This window comes from Streptomyces sp. NBC_01571, assembly GCF_026339875.1.
Classification (GTDB): Bacteria; Actinomycetota; Actinomycetes; order Streptomycetales; family Streptomycetaceae; genus Streptomyces.
Window position 1 is genome coordinate 2,414,108 of the sequence record NZ_JAPEPZ010000001.1, and the last position, 16,653, is coordinate 2,430,760.

The 16,653-nt window shown below is 71.7% G+C and carries 11 protein-coding genes and 2 pseudogenes; 4 read left to right on the forward strand and 9 right to left on the reverse strand.

The annotated features are described in order from the left end of the window. Positions 1-319: 319 nt before the first annotated feature. Entirely contained in the window at positions 320-1,942 is a 1,623-nt protein-coding gene (locus OHB41_RS10845; RefSeq protein ID WP_266697629.1) for an amidohydrolase, read from the reverse strand. A gap of 47 nt (positions 1,943-1,989) precedes the next feature. Next, positions 1,990-2,430, reverse strand: a complete 441-nt coding sequence (locus OHB41_RS10850; protein WP_168527124.1) for an Lrp/AsnC family transcriptional regulator — start codon at positions 2,428-2,430, stop codon at positions 1,990-1,992. A gap of 268 nt (positions 2,431-2,698) precedes the next feature. Here OHB41_RS10850 and OHB41_RS10855 point away from each other — a divergent pair, with 268 nt between their 5' ends. After that, entirely contained in the window at positions 2,699-3,136 is a 438-nt protein-coding gene (locus OHB41_RS10855; RefSeq protein ID WP_266697631.1) for a hypothetical protein, read from the forward strand. A 13-nt stretch (positions 3,137-3,149) separates the two neighbouring features. Here OHB41_RS10855 and OHB41_RS10860 read toward each other — a convergent pair. From OHB41_RS10860 to OHB41_RS10880, 4 genes and pseudogenes are all read right to left on the reverse strand, one after another. Further along, positions 3,150-4,263 (reverse strand): annotated as a pseudogene (locus OHB41_RS10860) (phosphotransferase family protein). A gap of 29 nt (positions 4,264-4,292) precedes the next feature. After that, a pseudogene (locus OHB41_RS10865) lies at positions 4,293-5,419 on the reverse strand (Rv3169 family protein). An 874-nt stretch (positions 5,420-6,293) separates the two neighbouring features. Beyond that, positions 6,294-6,953: a TetR/AcrR family transcriptional regulator gene (locus OHB41_RS10875; RefSeq protein WP_266697634.1), complete on the reverse strand. Its 660-nt coding sequence runs from the start codon at positions 6,951-6,953 to the stop codon at positions 6,294-6,296. A gap of 122 nt (positions 6,954-7,075) precedes the next feature. Continuing rightward, a complete protein-coding gene (locus OHB41_RS10880) occupies positions 7,076-7,222 on the reverse strand; it encodes an SCO1431 family membrane protein (protein ID WP_266697636.1) in 147 nt (48 codons plus the stop codon). A 225-nt stretch (positions 7,223-7,447) separates the two neighbouring features. On the opposite strand from OHB41_RS10880, the gene OHB41_RS10885 reads away from it, so the two are divergent. Next, entirely contained in the window at positions 7,448-8,947 is a 1,500-nt protein-coding gene (locus tag OHB41_RS10885; protein WP_266697637.1) for a M1 family metallopeptidase, read from the forward strand. A 37-nt stretch (positions 8,948-8,984) separates the two neighbouring features. On the opposite strand, the gene OHB41_RS10890 is transcribed toward OHB41_RS10885, so the two are convergent. Continuing rightward, on the reverse strand, positions 8,985-10,352 hold the full coding sequence (locus OHB41_RS10890) for a C39 family peptidase (protein ID WP_266697639.1): 1,368 nt from the start codon (positions 10,350-10,352) through the stop codon (positions 8,985-8,987). A 431-nt stretch (positions 10,353-10,783) separates the two neighbouring features. Between OHB41_RS10890 and OHB41_RS10895 the strand changes: the two genes are divergently transcribed. Further along, complete coding sequence (locus OHB41_RS10895; RefSeq protein ID WP_266697640.1) at positions 10,784-11,437, forward strand: uridine kinase family protein; 654 nt, start codon at positions 10,784-10,786, stop codon at positions 11,435-11,437. 436 nt (positions 11,438-11,873) lie between these two features. Further along, on the forward strand, positions 11,874-13,739 hold the full coding sequence (locus OHB41_RS10900) for an AAA family ATPase (protein WP_266697641.1): 1,866 nt from the start codon (positions 11,874-11,876) through the stop codon (positions 13,737-13,739). A 341-nt stretch (positions 13,740-14,080) separates the two neighbouring features. Here OHB41_RS10900 and OHB41_RS10905 read toward each other — a convergent pair whose 3' ends face one another. Together OHB41_RS10905 and OHB41_RS10910 are read right to left on the reverse strand one after the other, a co-directional pair. Further along, complete coding sequence (locus OHB41_RS10905; RefSeq protein ID WP_266697642.1) at positions 14,081-15,169, reverse strand: hemolysin family protein; 1,089 nt, start codon at positions 15,167-15,169, stop codon at positions 14,081-14,083. Then, the gene (locus OHB41_RS10910) at positions 15,166-16,500 is read right to left on the reverse strand and encodes a hemolysin family protein (protein WP_266697643.1); all 1,335 of its coding nucleotides are present in this window, start codon (positions 16,498-16,500) and stop codon (positions 15,166-15,168) included. Before OHB41_RS10910 ends, OHB41_RS10905 begins: the two co-directional genes overlap by 4 nt. Positions 16,501-16,653 lie beyond the last annotated feature (153 nt).

The window sequence follows — 16,653 nt, forward strand, 5'->3', positions numbered from 1 at the left end:
CGGGCCCCACCCGGGTCACACCCTGCCGACAGGGGGTGAACGTTCCCCCGCCGTGGCGCCGCCGCTGAGCCTGGCTCCCAGTGGTGGTGCGCCGGTGCGGCACACCACCCCTGACCCAGCGGCGCTCCGGCGACTGGCTGGAAGTTCTCCGGTCGGACGTCCGGTGGTGGACCCGGCCGAACCTACCGGCCCGCTGCGGCCAGCTGTCAACACTCTCCTGAACTGCGGACTTTCCGTCTTTGACCTGGTCAGCGAGGAGGATGCGCAGGTCGCGCGACGGGACGGCGGGGGCCGGTCACCACCCCGCCGCCCCAGGAGATCACTCGCCCGGCCGTACGAAGACCGTCCGTCCGCCCACGACCGTGCGCAGACAGACGGGCAGGTCGCCGCCGGGGCTCAGGTCCGGCAGTCCGGGGGTGCCGGAGCGCGGGTCGGTGGACCAGCGGGCGACCCGGTCGTCGGGGGCCTGCACCACCAGTTCCTCGGTGCGCCACACCGCGTAGTCCGCGGGCGCGCCCGGCACCAGGACACCGGCGTCGTCGCGTCCGATCGCGCGCCATCCGCCCCGTGTGTGCGCCGTGAAGGCGGCGCGCACCGACACCCGGTGCTCCGGGGTGCGGTGGAAGGCCGCGGCCCTGACGGTCCCCCACGGGTCGAGGGGGGTGACGGGGCTGTCGGAGCCGAAGGCCAGCGGCACGCCGGTGCGCAGCAGGGCCGCCAGCGGGTTGAGGGTGCGGGCCCGCTCCGCACCGAGGCGCTGGGCGTACATGCCGTCCTCCCCGCCCCACAGGGCGTCGAAGGCGGGCTGCACGGACGCGGTGAGGCCGAACTCGGCGAAGGAGGCGATCGTCTCCGGCGTCAGCATCTCGGCATGCTCGACGCGGTGCCGGGCGGCCCGGACGCGGGCCAGGCCGACCTTCTCGGCGGCCGCGCGTACGCCCACGACCACCGAGGTCACGGCGGCGTCCCCGATGGCGTGGAAGCCCGCCTGGAGGCCCGCCTCGGTGCAGGCGATCACATGCGCGGCCACGGCGGCGTCGTCCAGGTACGCGGTGCCGGTGTGCCCGGCGTCGGCGTAGGGCTGGTGCAGACAGGCGGTGTACGAGCCGAGGGAGCCGTCGACGAAGAGGTCGCCGGCGGCGCCGATCGCGCCCAGTTCGCGGGCCTTCGCCACGCCCTCCTCGCCCTGCTCGGCCCAGTAGCCGACGACCCGGGGGCGGCGCTCCTCGGCGGCGAGCCGCAGCAGACCGGTGAGGTCGTCCTCGGAGGAGATGTCCGGGCCCGCGCATTCGTGCACGGAGCCGATGCCGAGGGAGGCCGCGTGGGCGAGGGCCGCGCGCTGGGCCTCGGTGCGCTGCGACGCGGTGACGGCGCCGAGGGCGGCGGCGCGGACGGCGTGGTGGGCGTCCCGGGTCAGCGGGCCGTCCTGGTACCCGGCGCGACCGGTGATGCCGGGCACCAGGTCCAGGAGCGCGGTGGTGGCCACGGCGGAGTGCACGTCGATGCGGGAGAGGTAGAGCGGACGGCCGCCGGTGGCCTCGTCGAGTTCGGCGCGCGTCGGGGGACGGCCGCCCGGCCAGCGAGCCGCGTCCCAGCCGTGGCCGAGCAGGACCCGGTCGGCGGGGCGGGCGGCGGCGAAGTCGCGTACAAAAGCGAGGGCGGCGTCCAGGGACGGCGCGTCGCTGAGGTCGAGGCCGGTGAGCGCGAGGCCGGTGGCGGTGGTGTGCACATGGGCGTCGGTGAACGCCGGCGTGACCAGCGCGCCTTCCAGGTCCACGACCTCGGCGACCCCGTCGGCGAAGGCGTCGGCAGCGCCCTCCGAGCCGACCCAGGCGATCTGACCGCGTTCGACGACCATCGCGGTGGCGAAGGGGTCGGCGGGGCTGTGGACTTCTCCACCGCGCAGCAGCACGGTGTCGGACGGGGCGGTGCTCTCACTCATGGGGAACAGTCTCGCGCCTGCCGGGCACCGTTCGTCGCCCGGGTGGGTCAGATGCGGGGCGGCCGTGCCTCGTACGGCGTCGACAGGACCACCGTCGTCCGGGTCGACACGCCCGCGAGGGTGCGCAGCCGGGCCAGCAGCTCCTCGAGTTCGTGCGGGGTCGAGACCCGCACCTTGAGGATGTAGTTCTCGTCGCCCGCGACGCTGTGGCAGGCCTCCAGCTCCGGTACGTCCGCGAGGCGTTCCGCGATGTCGTCCGGGGCGCTCGGGTCGAACGGTTTCACCGAGATGAAGGCGGTCAGGGGCAGCCCCACGGCCTCCGGGTCCACGACCGCCGCGTAGCCGCGGATCACGCCGCGCTGCTCGAGCCGGCGCACCCGCTGGTGCACGGCGGACGTGGAAAGACCCGTGGCCTTGCCCAGGTCGGTGTAACTCATCCGCCCGTCTGCGACGAGCAGCTGCACGATCTGTCGGTCCAGCTCCTCCATGGCGCAAGAACCTACAGTGCGCCTGATCGCGTCGGATACCTCAGCAGTGCAGGTCATACCCTGTTCGTGATGTGCGCAGGCGCGGCTCGCGGGCGGCCCGGGGGGACAAATCCACCGTGCAGGGCATCTGCGGGCGGCATGTGACGAACGACACAGTGTCTCAACCGGGTCCGTGATGTTCTCGTGATTACCGCGGAGACGGGACGGGAAATGCTTGCTGTGGTCGAGGTCGCAGTGCCTTGTCGGCCCACCCGAGGGGGAGAAACCCATGCAGAGTCTCAAGCGCCCTGGTCGTACCGCGTTCAAGCGGCAGCAGGCCGCCGCCGAACCCGAGCCGGAGGGCGTCGACGCGGACGCCGTCGACGGCGAGGACTTCGACGCCTACGACACTTTCGAGATGGTCCGGGTGATCTGCCCGGACTGCGCGCAGCCCATCGCGCTGCTGGCGGACGAGGAGGTCCTGCCGGAGCACGCGCTGTGTGCCTCGCCGTGGAACCCGTTCGGGCTCACGGTCTGCGCCGGTACCGGCCGTGCCGCGGCCGATGCCCGGTCCGCCGACGAGACCATGGAGCTTCAGGAGCAGGACACCGCGCTCCTGTTGACGCTCCCTCAGGGTCTCGACTGGCGGACGCAGCCGTTCTCGCACGTCGGCGGCCCGGGCTCGCGCCCGATGCGGGTCCCCGAGATGCGGCGCCAGGCCGCCTGAGCCGCGCGAGCGTTCAACGGCCGGCCTCCGCACCGTCCCAGTAGCCGCCCTGCACCATGGCCCGCAGGCTGTCGTGGTGCAGGATCAGGGTGTCCGGGTCCGGGGGGACCGCGATCTCACCGAAGTGCGCCTGGCGGTAGGCGATGCGCGGCATGACGACGGCGTGCCGCAGGGCCGCGTTCAGCGTGTAGAAGTCCATGTCGCGCGGTACGTGGCCGGTGAGTTCGGCATAGCGTCGCTCCACCCGGTCGCGGCGCAGGAGCCCGGGCAGTCCGCGCCGGCCGAAGCTCACCGTGAGGTCCTGGAAGAAGCGGTGCAGATAGACGGTCCGGCCGAGGTCGACCTCGCGCGGGGCGGGCGCCGCCATCTCCCAGTCGAGGACGGCCGCGGGTTCGAAGCCGTCGTAGACGACGTTCCCGATGCGCGCGTCGCCCCAGTTGCGCACCGCCTCGCCCTCGTCGCGCGGCCACAGCTCGTCGAGCCGGTCGAAGGCGCTCTCGATGAGGGGTGAGCGCGCGCGTCCGTCGACGACCCATGCGTAGTAGGCGCGTTGGGCCTCCACGTGCCGGTGCAGGGGGCTGCCCTCACCGGGAAGGGACAGGAACACCGCTACGGCGATGGGTACTTGGTCGTGGAGGCGGGCGAGCAGTCCCACCGAGGCGGCCTCCAGTCGCGCCCGCTCCCGGTCGCTCGCCGCGTGCAGCCAGTTCCCCTCGTACGTATAGGGCATGACGTCGGGCGGTACGCGCCCCTCGACCCGTTCCATGACGAAGAAGGGCGCGCCGAGCGGTCCGGGGTCCGCCTCGAGCCACAGCACCCGGGGCACGGGAAGGTCGGTGTGCTCGGCGACCAGCCGCATCGTGCGGTACTGCCGGGGCAGGTCGTACACGGGGACGACGGTGTACGCCGCCGGGTCCGCCGCCGGTCTCAACGCACAGGCCACCAGGGGCGGTTCGGGGTGCTCGATGTCGAACAGCAGGGTCTCGCTGGACATGCCGTTTGGACGCGGGGACGGTGATGTCGACCGCCTTGGCGCCGGGGAGGCGTACGCCGAGCCAGGCGGTCAGCCGCCGGCCGAGCTCGTCCCGGTCGCGGGTGGTCGTGCGCGGGCGGGGTGCCGTGGCCATGTCCACTCCCTTCGGGGCGCGTCCGGGGGTCAGGGCGCGACCGACTCGAATCCGGTGAAGCCGCTCGGGTCGTGACGGCCGAACGAGCCGTGTTCGAAGATCCCGTGACCGACCTGACCGTCCAGCGTGCAGCGTGCGGCGTGGTCGACGACCCCGTACGCGGCGCGCGGGTGCGCGGCCGGGTCGGAGAGGTCGTAGGTGCGGCGGTCGGTCCAGCCGCGCCCGCGCCAGGTGCCGTGCTGCCAGTCGTCGGCGGGCGGATGGCCCGCCCCCACGGCGAGCGGCGAGGAGGTGAGTACCTCGACGTCCAGCCGCAGCGGTGACCGGTCCCGCGGCCGGGTGAGGTGGATGACGGCGGAGGTGGGTCGGCGGGTGCCGGACCGATAGGTGATGTCGGCCTGAGGCCAGCAGAGTTGGAGGTCGCGCACGCCGTCGCGCACGAGCGTCGCGTCGTTCAGCGACCGATGGCCGTCGGCGTCCTCCTGGACGACGACCATCAGGAACCGGTCCTCGAACCGGACCGGGCACCACACCCAGTGGAAACCCTCCACCGGAGCCTCTTCCGCGAACCTGCCGCCCTCCTCCCCCGGGACCGGCCGCACGCCCCAGCTGCGGTCGCGGGTGCCGGTCCACCGGCCCGGGGTCAGGAGGATCTCCTCGCCGCCGCCGCGGATCCTGCCCTCGCAGTGGCCCGCCTGCACGAAGCGCCTCCCTTCCAGGGTGAGCCGGTCGCCACGCCCTGGAGGTGGTGCGACTCCCAGAGCGCGGGGAAGTCCGCCGTCCAGGTGATCTCGTACGACAGGCCGTCGGGGTCGTCGGGATCGGCCGCGCAGCTCAGCACGAACTCCTTCAGGGGACGCTCGACGCGGATCCGGAGCGGACCGACGACCAGTTCCGTCCGGTCGTCCCCGAGCGCGTCCGAAGCCCGCACCGCGTGCAGGAGGTCGCCCCGCCGCAGGGTGGCGTACGCGTCGATCACCCCGAGGTTCGGATAGACACCGAGCCCCAGGATCAGCAACGCCCCTCCCTGGTGGTCGAAGACGTGGAAGATGCAGCGGTCGTAGGCGTTCCGGTCGCCGGTCGCGACGTGCTTCATGGACAGGGGCACCTGGTGCACGGGGTACTCGTCGAGAGCGACGGGGCGGTCGTCGGACATGTCAGGCCTCCCTGGGGGCACGGCAGTCGACCTCCGGGCGAAGGAACACGTCCCCCCGGCACAGAAATTGTCGGTACGTCAGGTACGGTCCGGGGGCCAGACGCCGTACCCCGGCCCGTACGCCCCACGGCAGTCGGCGGCTCTCGCGCCGACCGATCGCGCCACCCCCCCTACGGACCGGTCCCGAACCCCGCCGCACGAGCCGGTCCCGAACCCGGCGCGGGGACCGGTCCCGCCCCCCGTACGAGCCGGTCGCGAACGCACGCCCGATTGCGCGGGCCGGTGACCTGTCCGGCCACCCGCGCGTTGCCCCGGTATGACCCCCACATATTCGGCGACCGGGCGTGGGCGCCAGATCTTCATCCCCGTGTCGGCAGAATCGGTTCGGCAGGTCCCCCCTCCCCCGCCGGTCCCGGATCCGCCCATCTACCGGGCCCTGCTCCGCACCTGGGCCGACCGCGGCCGTACGCTGCCGGGGCTGCACGACCCGGAGTGGGTCCGGCTGGCGGCGCCTCCGGTCGGCCCGTAGCAGTTCAGCGCGGGTCGGGACCCGCGAGATGACGGGCGATGAGCATCCGCCGGCTCCGACGGGTGCCCTCGACGATCTGCGGCACCGGGACAGCAAGATGCTCAGCGCGAGCCGGCCGGCGACCGGCACCGTCAGCGGCACGGCCTGCGCCAAGTGCGGGGCCGAATACCGGAGTTACGACAACCCGTCGGCCGTCGCCGGGAGGGCGACGGACAGGAACCCGCAGGGTCTGGGCGGCACGTGCTGTGCGGAGCTCAGCGGCGACACCTCGAACGGCGAGCCGATCAGCTCGGTCAACCAGCCACCGGGGCAAGGCACTCGGAGGCACCGGCCCCCACCCTCCGCTCAGGAGTCGCGGCGGGCGGGCTGCGGGGCCCGGTAGGAGGGGTCGATCTCCTCGACCGCGCGCATGGCGCCGCCCAGCGTCTTCACCAGCAGCTCGCGCATCGTGTCGCGGGGCAGGTTCGGCCGGCCGATCCAGTCGAGGGTCGCGCCCTCGACGCTGTAGAGCCAGGCGAGCAACGCCATACGGGGCAGCGGCGCGATCTTGCGCCTGCCGTAGGCCCCTTCCGCGATGGTCTCGACGATGACCTCGCGCACGCCCTCCCGGATGGCCTGCACCTCGGTGTCGAAGCCGACCCCGCCCGTGATGATCGTGCGGTACGCGGCCTGGTTGTGCTCGGCGTAGCGGAGATAGCCGTCGATGGTGCGGTGCACCCGCTCGGCCGGGGGCAGTTCGAGGCCGCCCGCCGCCCGGGAGACCAGGTCCGCGACGGAGTCCTCGACGATCGCGAGGTAGTAGCCGCGCTTGGACTTGAAGTAGTAGTAGATCAGTCCTTTGGCGACGTGCGCCTGTCGCGCGATGTCGTCCATCGACAGTGCGTCGTAGGACGTGTCCGCGAACAACTTCCGCCCGATGGCGATCAGTTCGGTACGGCGCGCCAGCGAACGATCGGTGCCGCGCGCCCGGGGGCGGTCGACAGCACGCTGTTGACTATGATTCAATTCCGGCCCTAGTCTCCGACTGCCAGCGGGACGTTGGCAGTATGACAGAACGATGCCACCTGCTCATTCGACTCCGATCGACTGGCCGGACCCGCTTTCGGCGGGGTGCCGGAGCGATCAGCTCACAGCAGGCCCAGCTGGGTGACGAGCATCGCCAGGACCACGACAAAGGTCCAGCCCACGACGTGTTCGAGGATCTTGGGGCCGTCGTCCTTGGGGCCGCCGGTGCGGGCGCGGACACGGGGGGCGGTGGCGGAGGTCGCGGTCATGGCTTCTCGCAGACGTAGTGGTGCGGTCGTTTCCCCGCCCCTCACCGGCTCCCCACCGACCCGACCACCTTGCCACCGGAACGGGTTTCACCGGTAGAGACCTTGGTCACCCCTCGCCGCGCCCGGACACTTCGACCACCGTCGAATCGCTGGGATTTCCGCAACAGTGTGCCAGGGGTGTGGGTCTCCTCACAGGACAGTGGTCAGCCAACCGAAAGGTCCTCGATGAGCACGTTCCGGACGCCTCGCCGCAGAGCCCGCCTCGCTCTGGCGGCGGCGATCACGGTGGCAGCCGCCCTGACGGGTCCGGTCTCCCAGGCCGCGACCTCCGCACCCGCCGGCTCCTCCCCCTCCGCCGCGCCCTCCCCGGGTGCCGCGGGCCTCGGCGACCCGGTCTTCCCGCTCGACGGCAACGGCGGCTACCGGGTCAGCCGCTATCTCCTCGACTTCGACTGGCAGGCACCCGGGACGCCGTTCGAGGCGGCCACGACGGTCAAGGCGACCGCCACCCAGACCCTGTCCCGCTTCGACCTGGACTTCGCGGGCAACACCCTGCACACGGTGACCGTGAACGGGACGACGGCCACGGCCGTGCGCGACGGCGACGAGCTGGTGATCACCCCGGCCGAGCCGCTCGCGCAGGGCAAGCCGTTCACGGTCAAGGTCACCTACACCGCCGATCCGACCCAGATCCGCCACCGCGACGACGCCATCGAGGACTACGGCTGGATCCCCACCCCCGACGGCACGGTGCTCTATCCGCAGCCCGACGGCGCCAAGATGATCTTCCCTTCGAACGACCACCCGAGCCGGCGCGCCCCGATCACCTTCCACATCACCACCCCGCCCGGTCTGACCGCCGTGGCCAACGGGAAGCTCACCGGCCGCACCGAACAGGCGGACGGCCGTGTGCGGTGGACGTACGACTCCGGGCAGCCGCTCGCGACCCAGCTCGCGCAGCTCGCGATCGGCCGGTTCACCTTCGTCGACGGCACCGGCCCGCACGGGCTGCTCCTGCGCGATGTGGTCCCGGACGGTCTGGTCGCGGCCACCGACCAGTACCGCAAGCTCACCGCGGACCACATCGCGTGGCTGGAGGAGCGGCTCGGCCCCTACCCCTTCGACCGGTACGGCCTGCTCGTCGGCGACACCGACCTGGGAGTCGCCCTGGAGACCCAGACGCTCTCCCTGATCCCGAAGGCCGACCTGCTCGGCGACCGGGTGAGCGCCGAACGCAACCTGGTGCACGAGCTCACCCACCAGTGGACCGGCGACAGCGTCGGCATCAAAACCTGGTCCGACCTGTGGCTGAGCGAGGGACACGCCCGCTTCTACGAACGCCTGTACTCGGAGGCACACGGCGGCGACAGCTTCGAGGCCACGATGAAGACGGCGTACGCCGCCCACGACCAGTGGCGCCACGACTACGGAGCCCCGGCCGAGCCGACCGAACCGAACCTCTTCAAGCGGATGCGGTACGACGGCTCGACCCTGGTCCTGTACGCCCTGAGGGAGAAGGTCGGCCAGACGGTCTTCCGGAAGATCGAGCGGGCCTGGGTCACCCAGTACCGCGGACGGATCGCCGGCACGCAGGACTACATCGACCTGGCCTCGAAGGTCGCGGGCCAGGACCTGGACGGATTCCTGCACCCGTGGCTGTACGGCGCGAAGACCCCGCCGATGCCGAACCACCCGGACTGGGTGGTCGACCCGGTACAGGGCTGAACCGAGGGGGCGGCCCGCTTCCGGGGCCGCCCCCTCCTCACCGGATGCCGACCGCCGCGAGCGCCTGACGCTGCCCCGCCGTCGGCTGCGCGGGGAAGTACAGGTAGCAGACGCCACCGGTACCGGAGACGACGTTCCCGGAGGCGTTGTACCGCTTGGTGCGCAACCAGATCGTCTCCCACTCCGACCGCCGGTAGACGCGGCGCACCGCGGCGTCGTCGGGCGAGGCCGGGTCGTTGGCGATCACGTCGCCGTCCGCGGTGAAGCCGACGACCGTCATGAGATGGCCCGAGGTGCCGTAACCCGCCCCGGTCAGCTCCGACTTGAGGAAGGACTGGGACGTTATGGCCGGGATGCCGGCCGCGATCAGGGTCTCCAGGTCGGCGAGCGAGCCGAGGCGCGTCACCACGCCCTGCAGGTCCTTGTACGTCGCCGCGTAGGCGGCGTTGAAGGGCCAGTTGCCGCAGCCGTCGTACTGGTAGTCGTAGGTGTAGCGGGCCGCGTGGCACACCTGCGGGTCGGCCAGACCCGGTTCGATCCAGGCCAGTTGTTCCGCCGTCGGCCTGCGCCCCCAGTACTCGATGATCATCTGCGAGGAGGTGGGACTGCACCAGGCCTCGCCGCCGTTGTCGTATTCGGGGTACTGGCCGGCGTGGATCTCCTGCGAGTAGCGCGGCACGGTCAGCTCGCGGGCGAGCCCGGGAGTGGAGGCCGGGACGGTGAAGCGGTCGGGGATGTCGGAGCCCATCGCGCCGAGCCGCCACACGGTGGGCGTGGCCCCGGAGCCCGGCGCGCGGTACAGCGTCAGGCGCAGCCGGTACGAGACGAGCCGCAGGCCCGAGGCCGCGTCGTCGATGGCGAAGGTGTCCGTCCAGATACTGCTTCTGCCGTCCTTCTGGCCGTCGACGGAGGTCCGCCTGATGTCCTGGTCGCCGGCCGCCCAGCGTCCCATCACGTACCAGGGCGTGGTGGTGCCGTCGGAGTACGTGCCGGTGAGCTCGACCTGGAGCCAGGTGCCCGCGGGGGTGTGCGCGTTCCAGGAGGCGATGGCCTCGGTGGCGGGGACGGCGAGCCGGTGGACCGGGGAGGTCCAGGTCGCGTACTCCCAGGTGGCCGTCCTGCCGGTGTGCGGATCCGGGTAGGCGACGGTGCCGGCCGGGGAGGCGATCACGAGACCCGGCCGGGCGCCCGACACGGCCCGCGTGCCCTTCGCGGTGCCGGAGCGCCAGTCGGTGTACGAGATCCAGGCGTGGTTGTCCACGGCGCGCGCGGGCGCGTGCCCCCGGCGCGCCTCCCGGGAGCGTGCTTCCGCCGCCTCGGCCGGAGTGGCCGCCGCACCGGTCGCCGCCGCGGCCACCGCCGCGGCCAGAATGGTTCTGCGGGACGGCTCTGAAGCTCTGGTCATGGGTGGGTGACCCCCGTTCGTCCGGTAGCGGCAATTCCCAACTATGGACGGGGTGAGGCGACTTCTGCCAGCACTTCGGGCCGTGCCACGCCCACCAATATTGGTCGGGACCACTGGCGTGACCTGCGACGCCGACGGACGACCGGACGCCGACCATGCCGAACGGCCGGGAATTTCCCATATCGGCGCGGATTTCCGTCCGCTTTTCCCGGAAACCCCGGGGGGACTTCCCCCCGCGGCTCCTCCTGGCCGTTCTCCGCCTCTTCCCGGCCTCCTCTCCGACTCCTCCACGTCTCTTCTCCGGCTGTCCCCCGAGTTTTCCGGCAACCTCTTCCATGTGTCTTCTCGACGTGTTTTCCCGCCCGCTGATCCGGTCGAAATCGGCCCGGCCTAAAATGATCCCGGATATACCCGCACACACCTCACACCTCATGCCTCACACCTCACCGGACCCGGGACCCCCCATTCACGAATTCGCCTCCCACCTGCGCCGGCTGCCGCCCTCCCGCGGCCCCGTCCGTCTGATCGGCGTCGACGGGCATGCGGGCTCCGGGAAGAGCACGTTCACCGGACGGCTGGCCGCGGCACTGGGCGGCGCGCCCGTACTGCACCTCGACGACATCGCGACGCACGAGGAGCTCTTCGACTGGACGGCTCGTCTGCTGGACCAGGTGATCGAGCCGCTGAGCCGGGGCACGGCAGGGCGCTACGCCCCGTACGACTGGACGGCCAGAGCCTTCGGCCCGGTGCGTGAGCTGCCGCCCGCGCCCGTGGTCCTGCTGGAGGGCGTCGGGGCCGGACGCCGCGCACTGCGCCCGCATCTCGCGCGGCTGCTGTGGATGGAGGTGCCTCGCGACGAGGCCTGGACGCGGGGGCGCCGGCGGGACGGCGAGACGCAGAGCGCGTTCTGGACCGAGTGGGTCGCCGCAGAACGTCGGCATTTCGCCGAGGATCCCTCGAGGCCCTTCGCGGATCTTCTGGTGCGGCAGTGTTCCGAGGGATACGAGGTGTTTTCGGGGCCTGCCGGGACTCCTGGCCCGGACCAGTTCCTCACGCACGGTGACGGACCATCCGCAATGTGCTGAACTCGTGAAGACCCTTGCCGGAGAACTTCCGCCAGTGCTTCAACTCGGCTTGACCGGGGGGCCGTACAGGACTTACGTTCTGAATGTGCGGCCCTCCGAGGTCGCCCCGCAGACGCGAAGCCCCCGATTGTTCCCCCGTGATCGGGGGCTTCGTTCTGCCCACACCCTTTCTTTTCGGGCGCCGCGCGCCGCCATTCGCTCACCCTGGGTCACCGGGTGAAGTGCGCCCCATCTGCTCCCACCTCGTGCAACGGTGCTGTCGGCACCCTTCGGCAGGCCCATGCGGCGCAGGTACCATGCCTCTCGGTGCGACCTTCGGACGGCTTGCTCTGCGCACCGGTGCAACTCCCGTCCGCGGCACAGCGGTTCGACCAAGCTGCCGACGGGCACCGGCCCGCTCGGAGAACCATCGGGGGCACGGTTTGTGGGGGACGTGATGGACTTCGGCACGCAGGGCCCGGAGGCCCCGGCCGACCTCGCCTGGATGCGAGGTGTGGACGCCTACACGATGGGCGCCTATCCGCAGGCGGAGGAGGAGTTCCGCACCGCGGTCCGGATGGATCCCGGCATGGCGGACGGCTGGCTCGGACTGCACGCGCTGCGCGTGGACACGACGACCGCGCTGCTGCGCATGTTCCGGCATCGGGACCGCTTCGGCGAACAGCGCTCCCGGCACCGACGCACCCTGAACTCCTGGTACTGGCTGGGCTGGTGGGTGCAGCCTGTGCTCGAGAGCCCGCGCGATCTGCTGCTCGCGCACGCCTCGCACTGGCTGGACGGCCGCCATGTCCCCGAACTTGACCGGGCGTTGGCCGGTCTGCCACCGGTGGACGCGGATCCCCAGGTGCGCTTCCTGCATGCCTGTCGGGCCTATCTCGTCAAGGACTGGGAGCAGTTGGTGCGGCACACGGACCCGCTGATCGACGATTCGATGCTCGGCATAGAGGCCGGTCTCTTCGGCGGCATGGCCCGGGTCCGACTGGAGATGTTCGGGCAGGCGGAGCCGCTGCTGTCGTCGGCGCTGATGCGCTGCCGCAGCGAGCAGCCGCAGCGCAAGGAGCTGCGGTACTGGCTGGCCCGTGCGCACGAGGGCACCGGCCGTTCGGCCGCCGCGCTCCCCCTGTACCGGGCGGTGCACCGCGTCGACCCCGCCTTCATGGACACCTCCGCGCGACTCGCCGCGATCTCCGAGGGCGATGGGTACGACGATGCCGCCGCCGACCTGGCGGCGATCACGCTCACCGGGATCGGGCAGGACGTGATGGACGGTCCGGACGGCCTGGATCCGCTGTGGGGAGGCGAGGGCCGCGACCTCCGGCTTCCCGAGGCGGACCCGCTGCCGCCCGGCGCGGTGTCGCCGGAGACCGACGTGGTGCGGGAGAAGGCCGTGGTGCCGGTGCGACCGCTGCCGGCCGGTCCGACCGACCCGGCACTGCTCGAGGAGGCGCTCGCCGAGCTGGAGCGCATGGTGGGACTGGAGCCCGTGAAGCGCCAGGTCAAGGCGTTGTCGGCGCAGTTGAACATGGCGCGGCTGCGGGCCGGGCAGGGACTGCCGGTTCAGCCGCCGAAGCGGCACTTCGTCTTCTCCGGTCCCTCGGGCACCGGCAAGACCACCGTGGCCCGCATTCTCGGCCGGGTCTTCTACGCGCTCGGTCTGCTCGGCGGCGATCACCTCGTGGAGGCGCAGCGGGCGGATCTGGTGGGCGAGTATCTGGGCCAGACCGCCGTCAAGGCCAATGAGCTGATCGACTCCGCGATCGGCGGGGTTCTCTTCGTGGACGAGGCGTACTCGCTGTCCAACTCGGGATACGGGAAGGGCGACGCGTACGGCGACGAGGCCCTGCAGGTGCTTCTGAAGCGGGCCGAGGACAACCGCGACCACCTGGTCGTCATCCTCGCCGGCTATCCGGAGGGCATGGACCGTCTGCTCGCCGCCAACCCCGGGCTGTCCTCGCGCTTCACCACCCGCGTCGACTTCCCGTCCTACCGTCCCCTCGAACTCACCTCCATCGGCGAGGTGCTGGCCGCGGAGAACGGTGACATCTGGGACGAGGAGGCGCTGGACGAGCTGCGCTCGATCGCGGGGCACGTCGTCGATCAGGGGTGGATCGACGAGCTCGGCAACGGGCGGTTCCTGCGGACGCTGTACGAGAAGAGCTGCGCGTACCGGGATCTGCGGCTGTCCGGGTATCCGAACACGCCGTCGCGGGACGATCTGTCCACGCTTCGGTTGCCGGATCTGATGCAGGCGTACGGGGAGGTGTTGTCGGGGCGAGGGCCCCAGGACCCGTCGGCCCTGTGACCGAGGGTTTCGCCCCCGCCGCCCCTACCCTCCCCCATGCTCTCGGCTTCGCTCGAGCGGGGGGACCCGCATCGTCCCTGAGGGCTGCGCCCCCAGACCCCCGCCAGGGGTGCTGCGCCCCCTGGACCCCTAGTTCGCCCGAAGGGCTCGCCTCAAACGCCGGACGGGCCGGAGACGCGCGCCCGCGCTGAAACGGTTCCGGCCCGGCCGAGGGTGCCCGCCCGCCCTCGAAGCTGACGGCTGGGTCAGGCATTTCAGCCCGTCCGGCGTTTGAGGACGAGGCCGTTCAGGCCGAAGCGGGGGTCTGGGGGGCGGCAGCCCCCCCAGGGACCGTCGACGGCTCAGGTCGCCAGCGCCTCCTCCGGAGCCTCGCTGAGCGCCGTCCGCAGCGTCGCAGCCACCACGGTGACATCCCGGTGCGCCGGATCCCGTACCTCGCCGACCAGCAGCTCCAGTACGTCCTCCAGCGCCACGAGCCCCAGCACCTTCCCCGACGCGTCGGCGACCTGCGCGAGGTGCGTGGCGGCGCGGCGCATCACGGTCAGGGCGTCGTCGAGGGGGAGTTCCGACCGCAGGGTCGTCATGTGCCGCCAGATCTGCTGGGGCACCGCCCGCTCGGACTCCTCCAGGTCGAGGACGTCCTTCACATGCAGGTATCCCATGAAGGCGCCGTTCTCCGCGACCACCGGGAACCGGGAGTACCCGGTGCGCGCGGTGAGGGCGACGACCTGGCCCGGGGTGACCGAGGCGCCCACGGTGACCAGGGACTCGCGGTCCAGGAGGACGTCCGTCACCGGTCGGGAACCCAGCTCCAGGGCGTCCTCGAGGCGCTCCTGCTCCTCCGGATCCAGCAGACCGGCCTGGCCGGAGTCCTCGACCAGGCGGTTGAGCTGCTCGCTCGTGAAGACCGCCTCGACCTCGTCCTTGGGCTCCACCCGGAACAGCTTCAGGATCAGTCGCGCGCACGCGCCGAGGGCCACCGTGACCGGCCGGCACAGGCGGGCGAAGGCGACCAGCCCCGGGCTCAGCCACAGCGCGGTCTTCTCCGGCGCGGCCATCGCCAGGTTCTTCGGGACCATCTCGCCGATGACGAGGTGGAAGAAGACGACGAGGGCGAGCGCGATGACGTATCCGAGGGGGTGGATCACGCCGTCCGGTAGATGGACCGCCTCGAAGAGGGGCTCCAGGAGATGGGCGACGGTCGGCTCGGCGACCGCGCCGAGCGTCAGCGAGCAGACGGTGATGCCGAACTGGGCCGCGGCCATCATCTGCGGCAGCCGCTCCAGCCCGTACAGCACCTGTCGGGCGCGGGCTGACTCCAGCGGCTCGATCTGGCTGCGCCGCACGGAGACGAGCGCGAACTCGGCCCCCACGAAGAAGCCGTTGGCGAGCACCAGGAGAACGGCGAAGAGAAGTTGGAGCACGCTCATCGGACGGCCTCCGGGGTGAGGGCCGCGTCCGCGATCCTGACCAGCCGGACCCGTTCGGCGCGGTAGTGCCCGACCTGGCGCACCGAGAGGCGCCAGCCCGGAAGCTCCGCCCTGTCACCGGGTGCGGGGATGCGGCCGAGCAGATCGGCGACGAGACCCGCCACGGTCTCGTACGGGCCCTCGGGTACATCGAGTCCTATGCGCTGCAGGACGTCGACACGGCAGCTGCCGTCGGCGTCCCAGGCGGGCCGTCCCTCCTCGGGCGGTGCCACGGCGAGTTCCGGCAGGTCCTGTCCGTCGTGCTCGTCGCGGACCTCGCCGACGAGTTCTTCGACGATGTCCTCCAGGGTGACGACGCCCGCCGTACCGCCGTACTCGTCGACGACGACGGCGATGGGCTGCTCGCTGCGCAGCCGTTCCAGGAGCGGCTGCACGGGCAGGGTCTCCGGGACGAGCAGCGGGGGCTGGGCGATCCGGCCGACGGGCGTGCGCAGCCGGTCGTGCGAGGGCACCGCGAGGGCGTCCTTGAGATGGACCATGCCGACCACCTCGTCGATCCGCTCCCGGTAGACGGGGAAGCGGGACAGGCCGGTGGCCCGGGTGAGGTTCACGACGTCCTCCGCCGTGGCCGTCGACTGGAGGGCGCTGACCCTCACCCGCGGCGTCATGACGTGCTGCGCGGTCAGGTCGGCCAGCGAGATGGTCCGTACGAAGAGATCCGCGGTGTCCTGCTCCAGCGCGCCGGCCTGGGCCGAGTGCCGGGCCAGGGAGACGAGCTCGCCGGGGGTGCGGGCGGACGCCAGCTCGTCGGCGGGTTCGACGCCGAGTGCCCGTACGAGCCGGTTGGCGACCGTGTTGAGCGCGGCGATCACCGGCCGGAACAGGCTGGAGAAGACGTGCTGCGGGCCCGCGACGAAGCGGGCGACCTGCAGCGGCTTGGACACCGCCCAGTTCTTCGGGACGAGTTCGCCGACGACCATCTGCACGGCCGCGGCGAGCAGCATGCCGACCACCACGGCCACGCCGGACACGGCGCCCTCGGGCAGGCCGAGCGCGGTGAACGGTCCGTGCAGCAGCTCGGCGAGCGCCGGTTCGGCGAGCATGCCGACGACGAGCGAGGTGATGGTGATGCCGAGCTGGGTGCCGGAGAGCTGGAAGGACAGCTCCTTGAGCGAATTGACGACGGTACGGGCCCGTCGGTCGCCTTCGGCCGCGGCCTTCTCGGCGTCCGGCCGCTCGACCGTGACGAGGCCGAACTCCGCCGCCACGAAGAAACCGTTGGCGAGGATCAGCAGGAACGCCGCCGCGAGAAGCAGCAGGGGGATGGTCATGCCGCCGCCTCGATGGGTCGGGAGGGGGCGGCGCAGGTACTACAGGACGATCCGTCCATCGCTGGAGGGAGTCACTCCTCGGGTAGCAGGGGGCCTCTGAATACCGGGTGGTATGTCAGTGGCGGAGGCGCAACGAAAACGCCTCCGCCAACA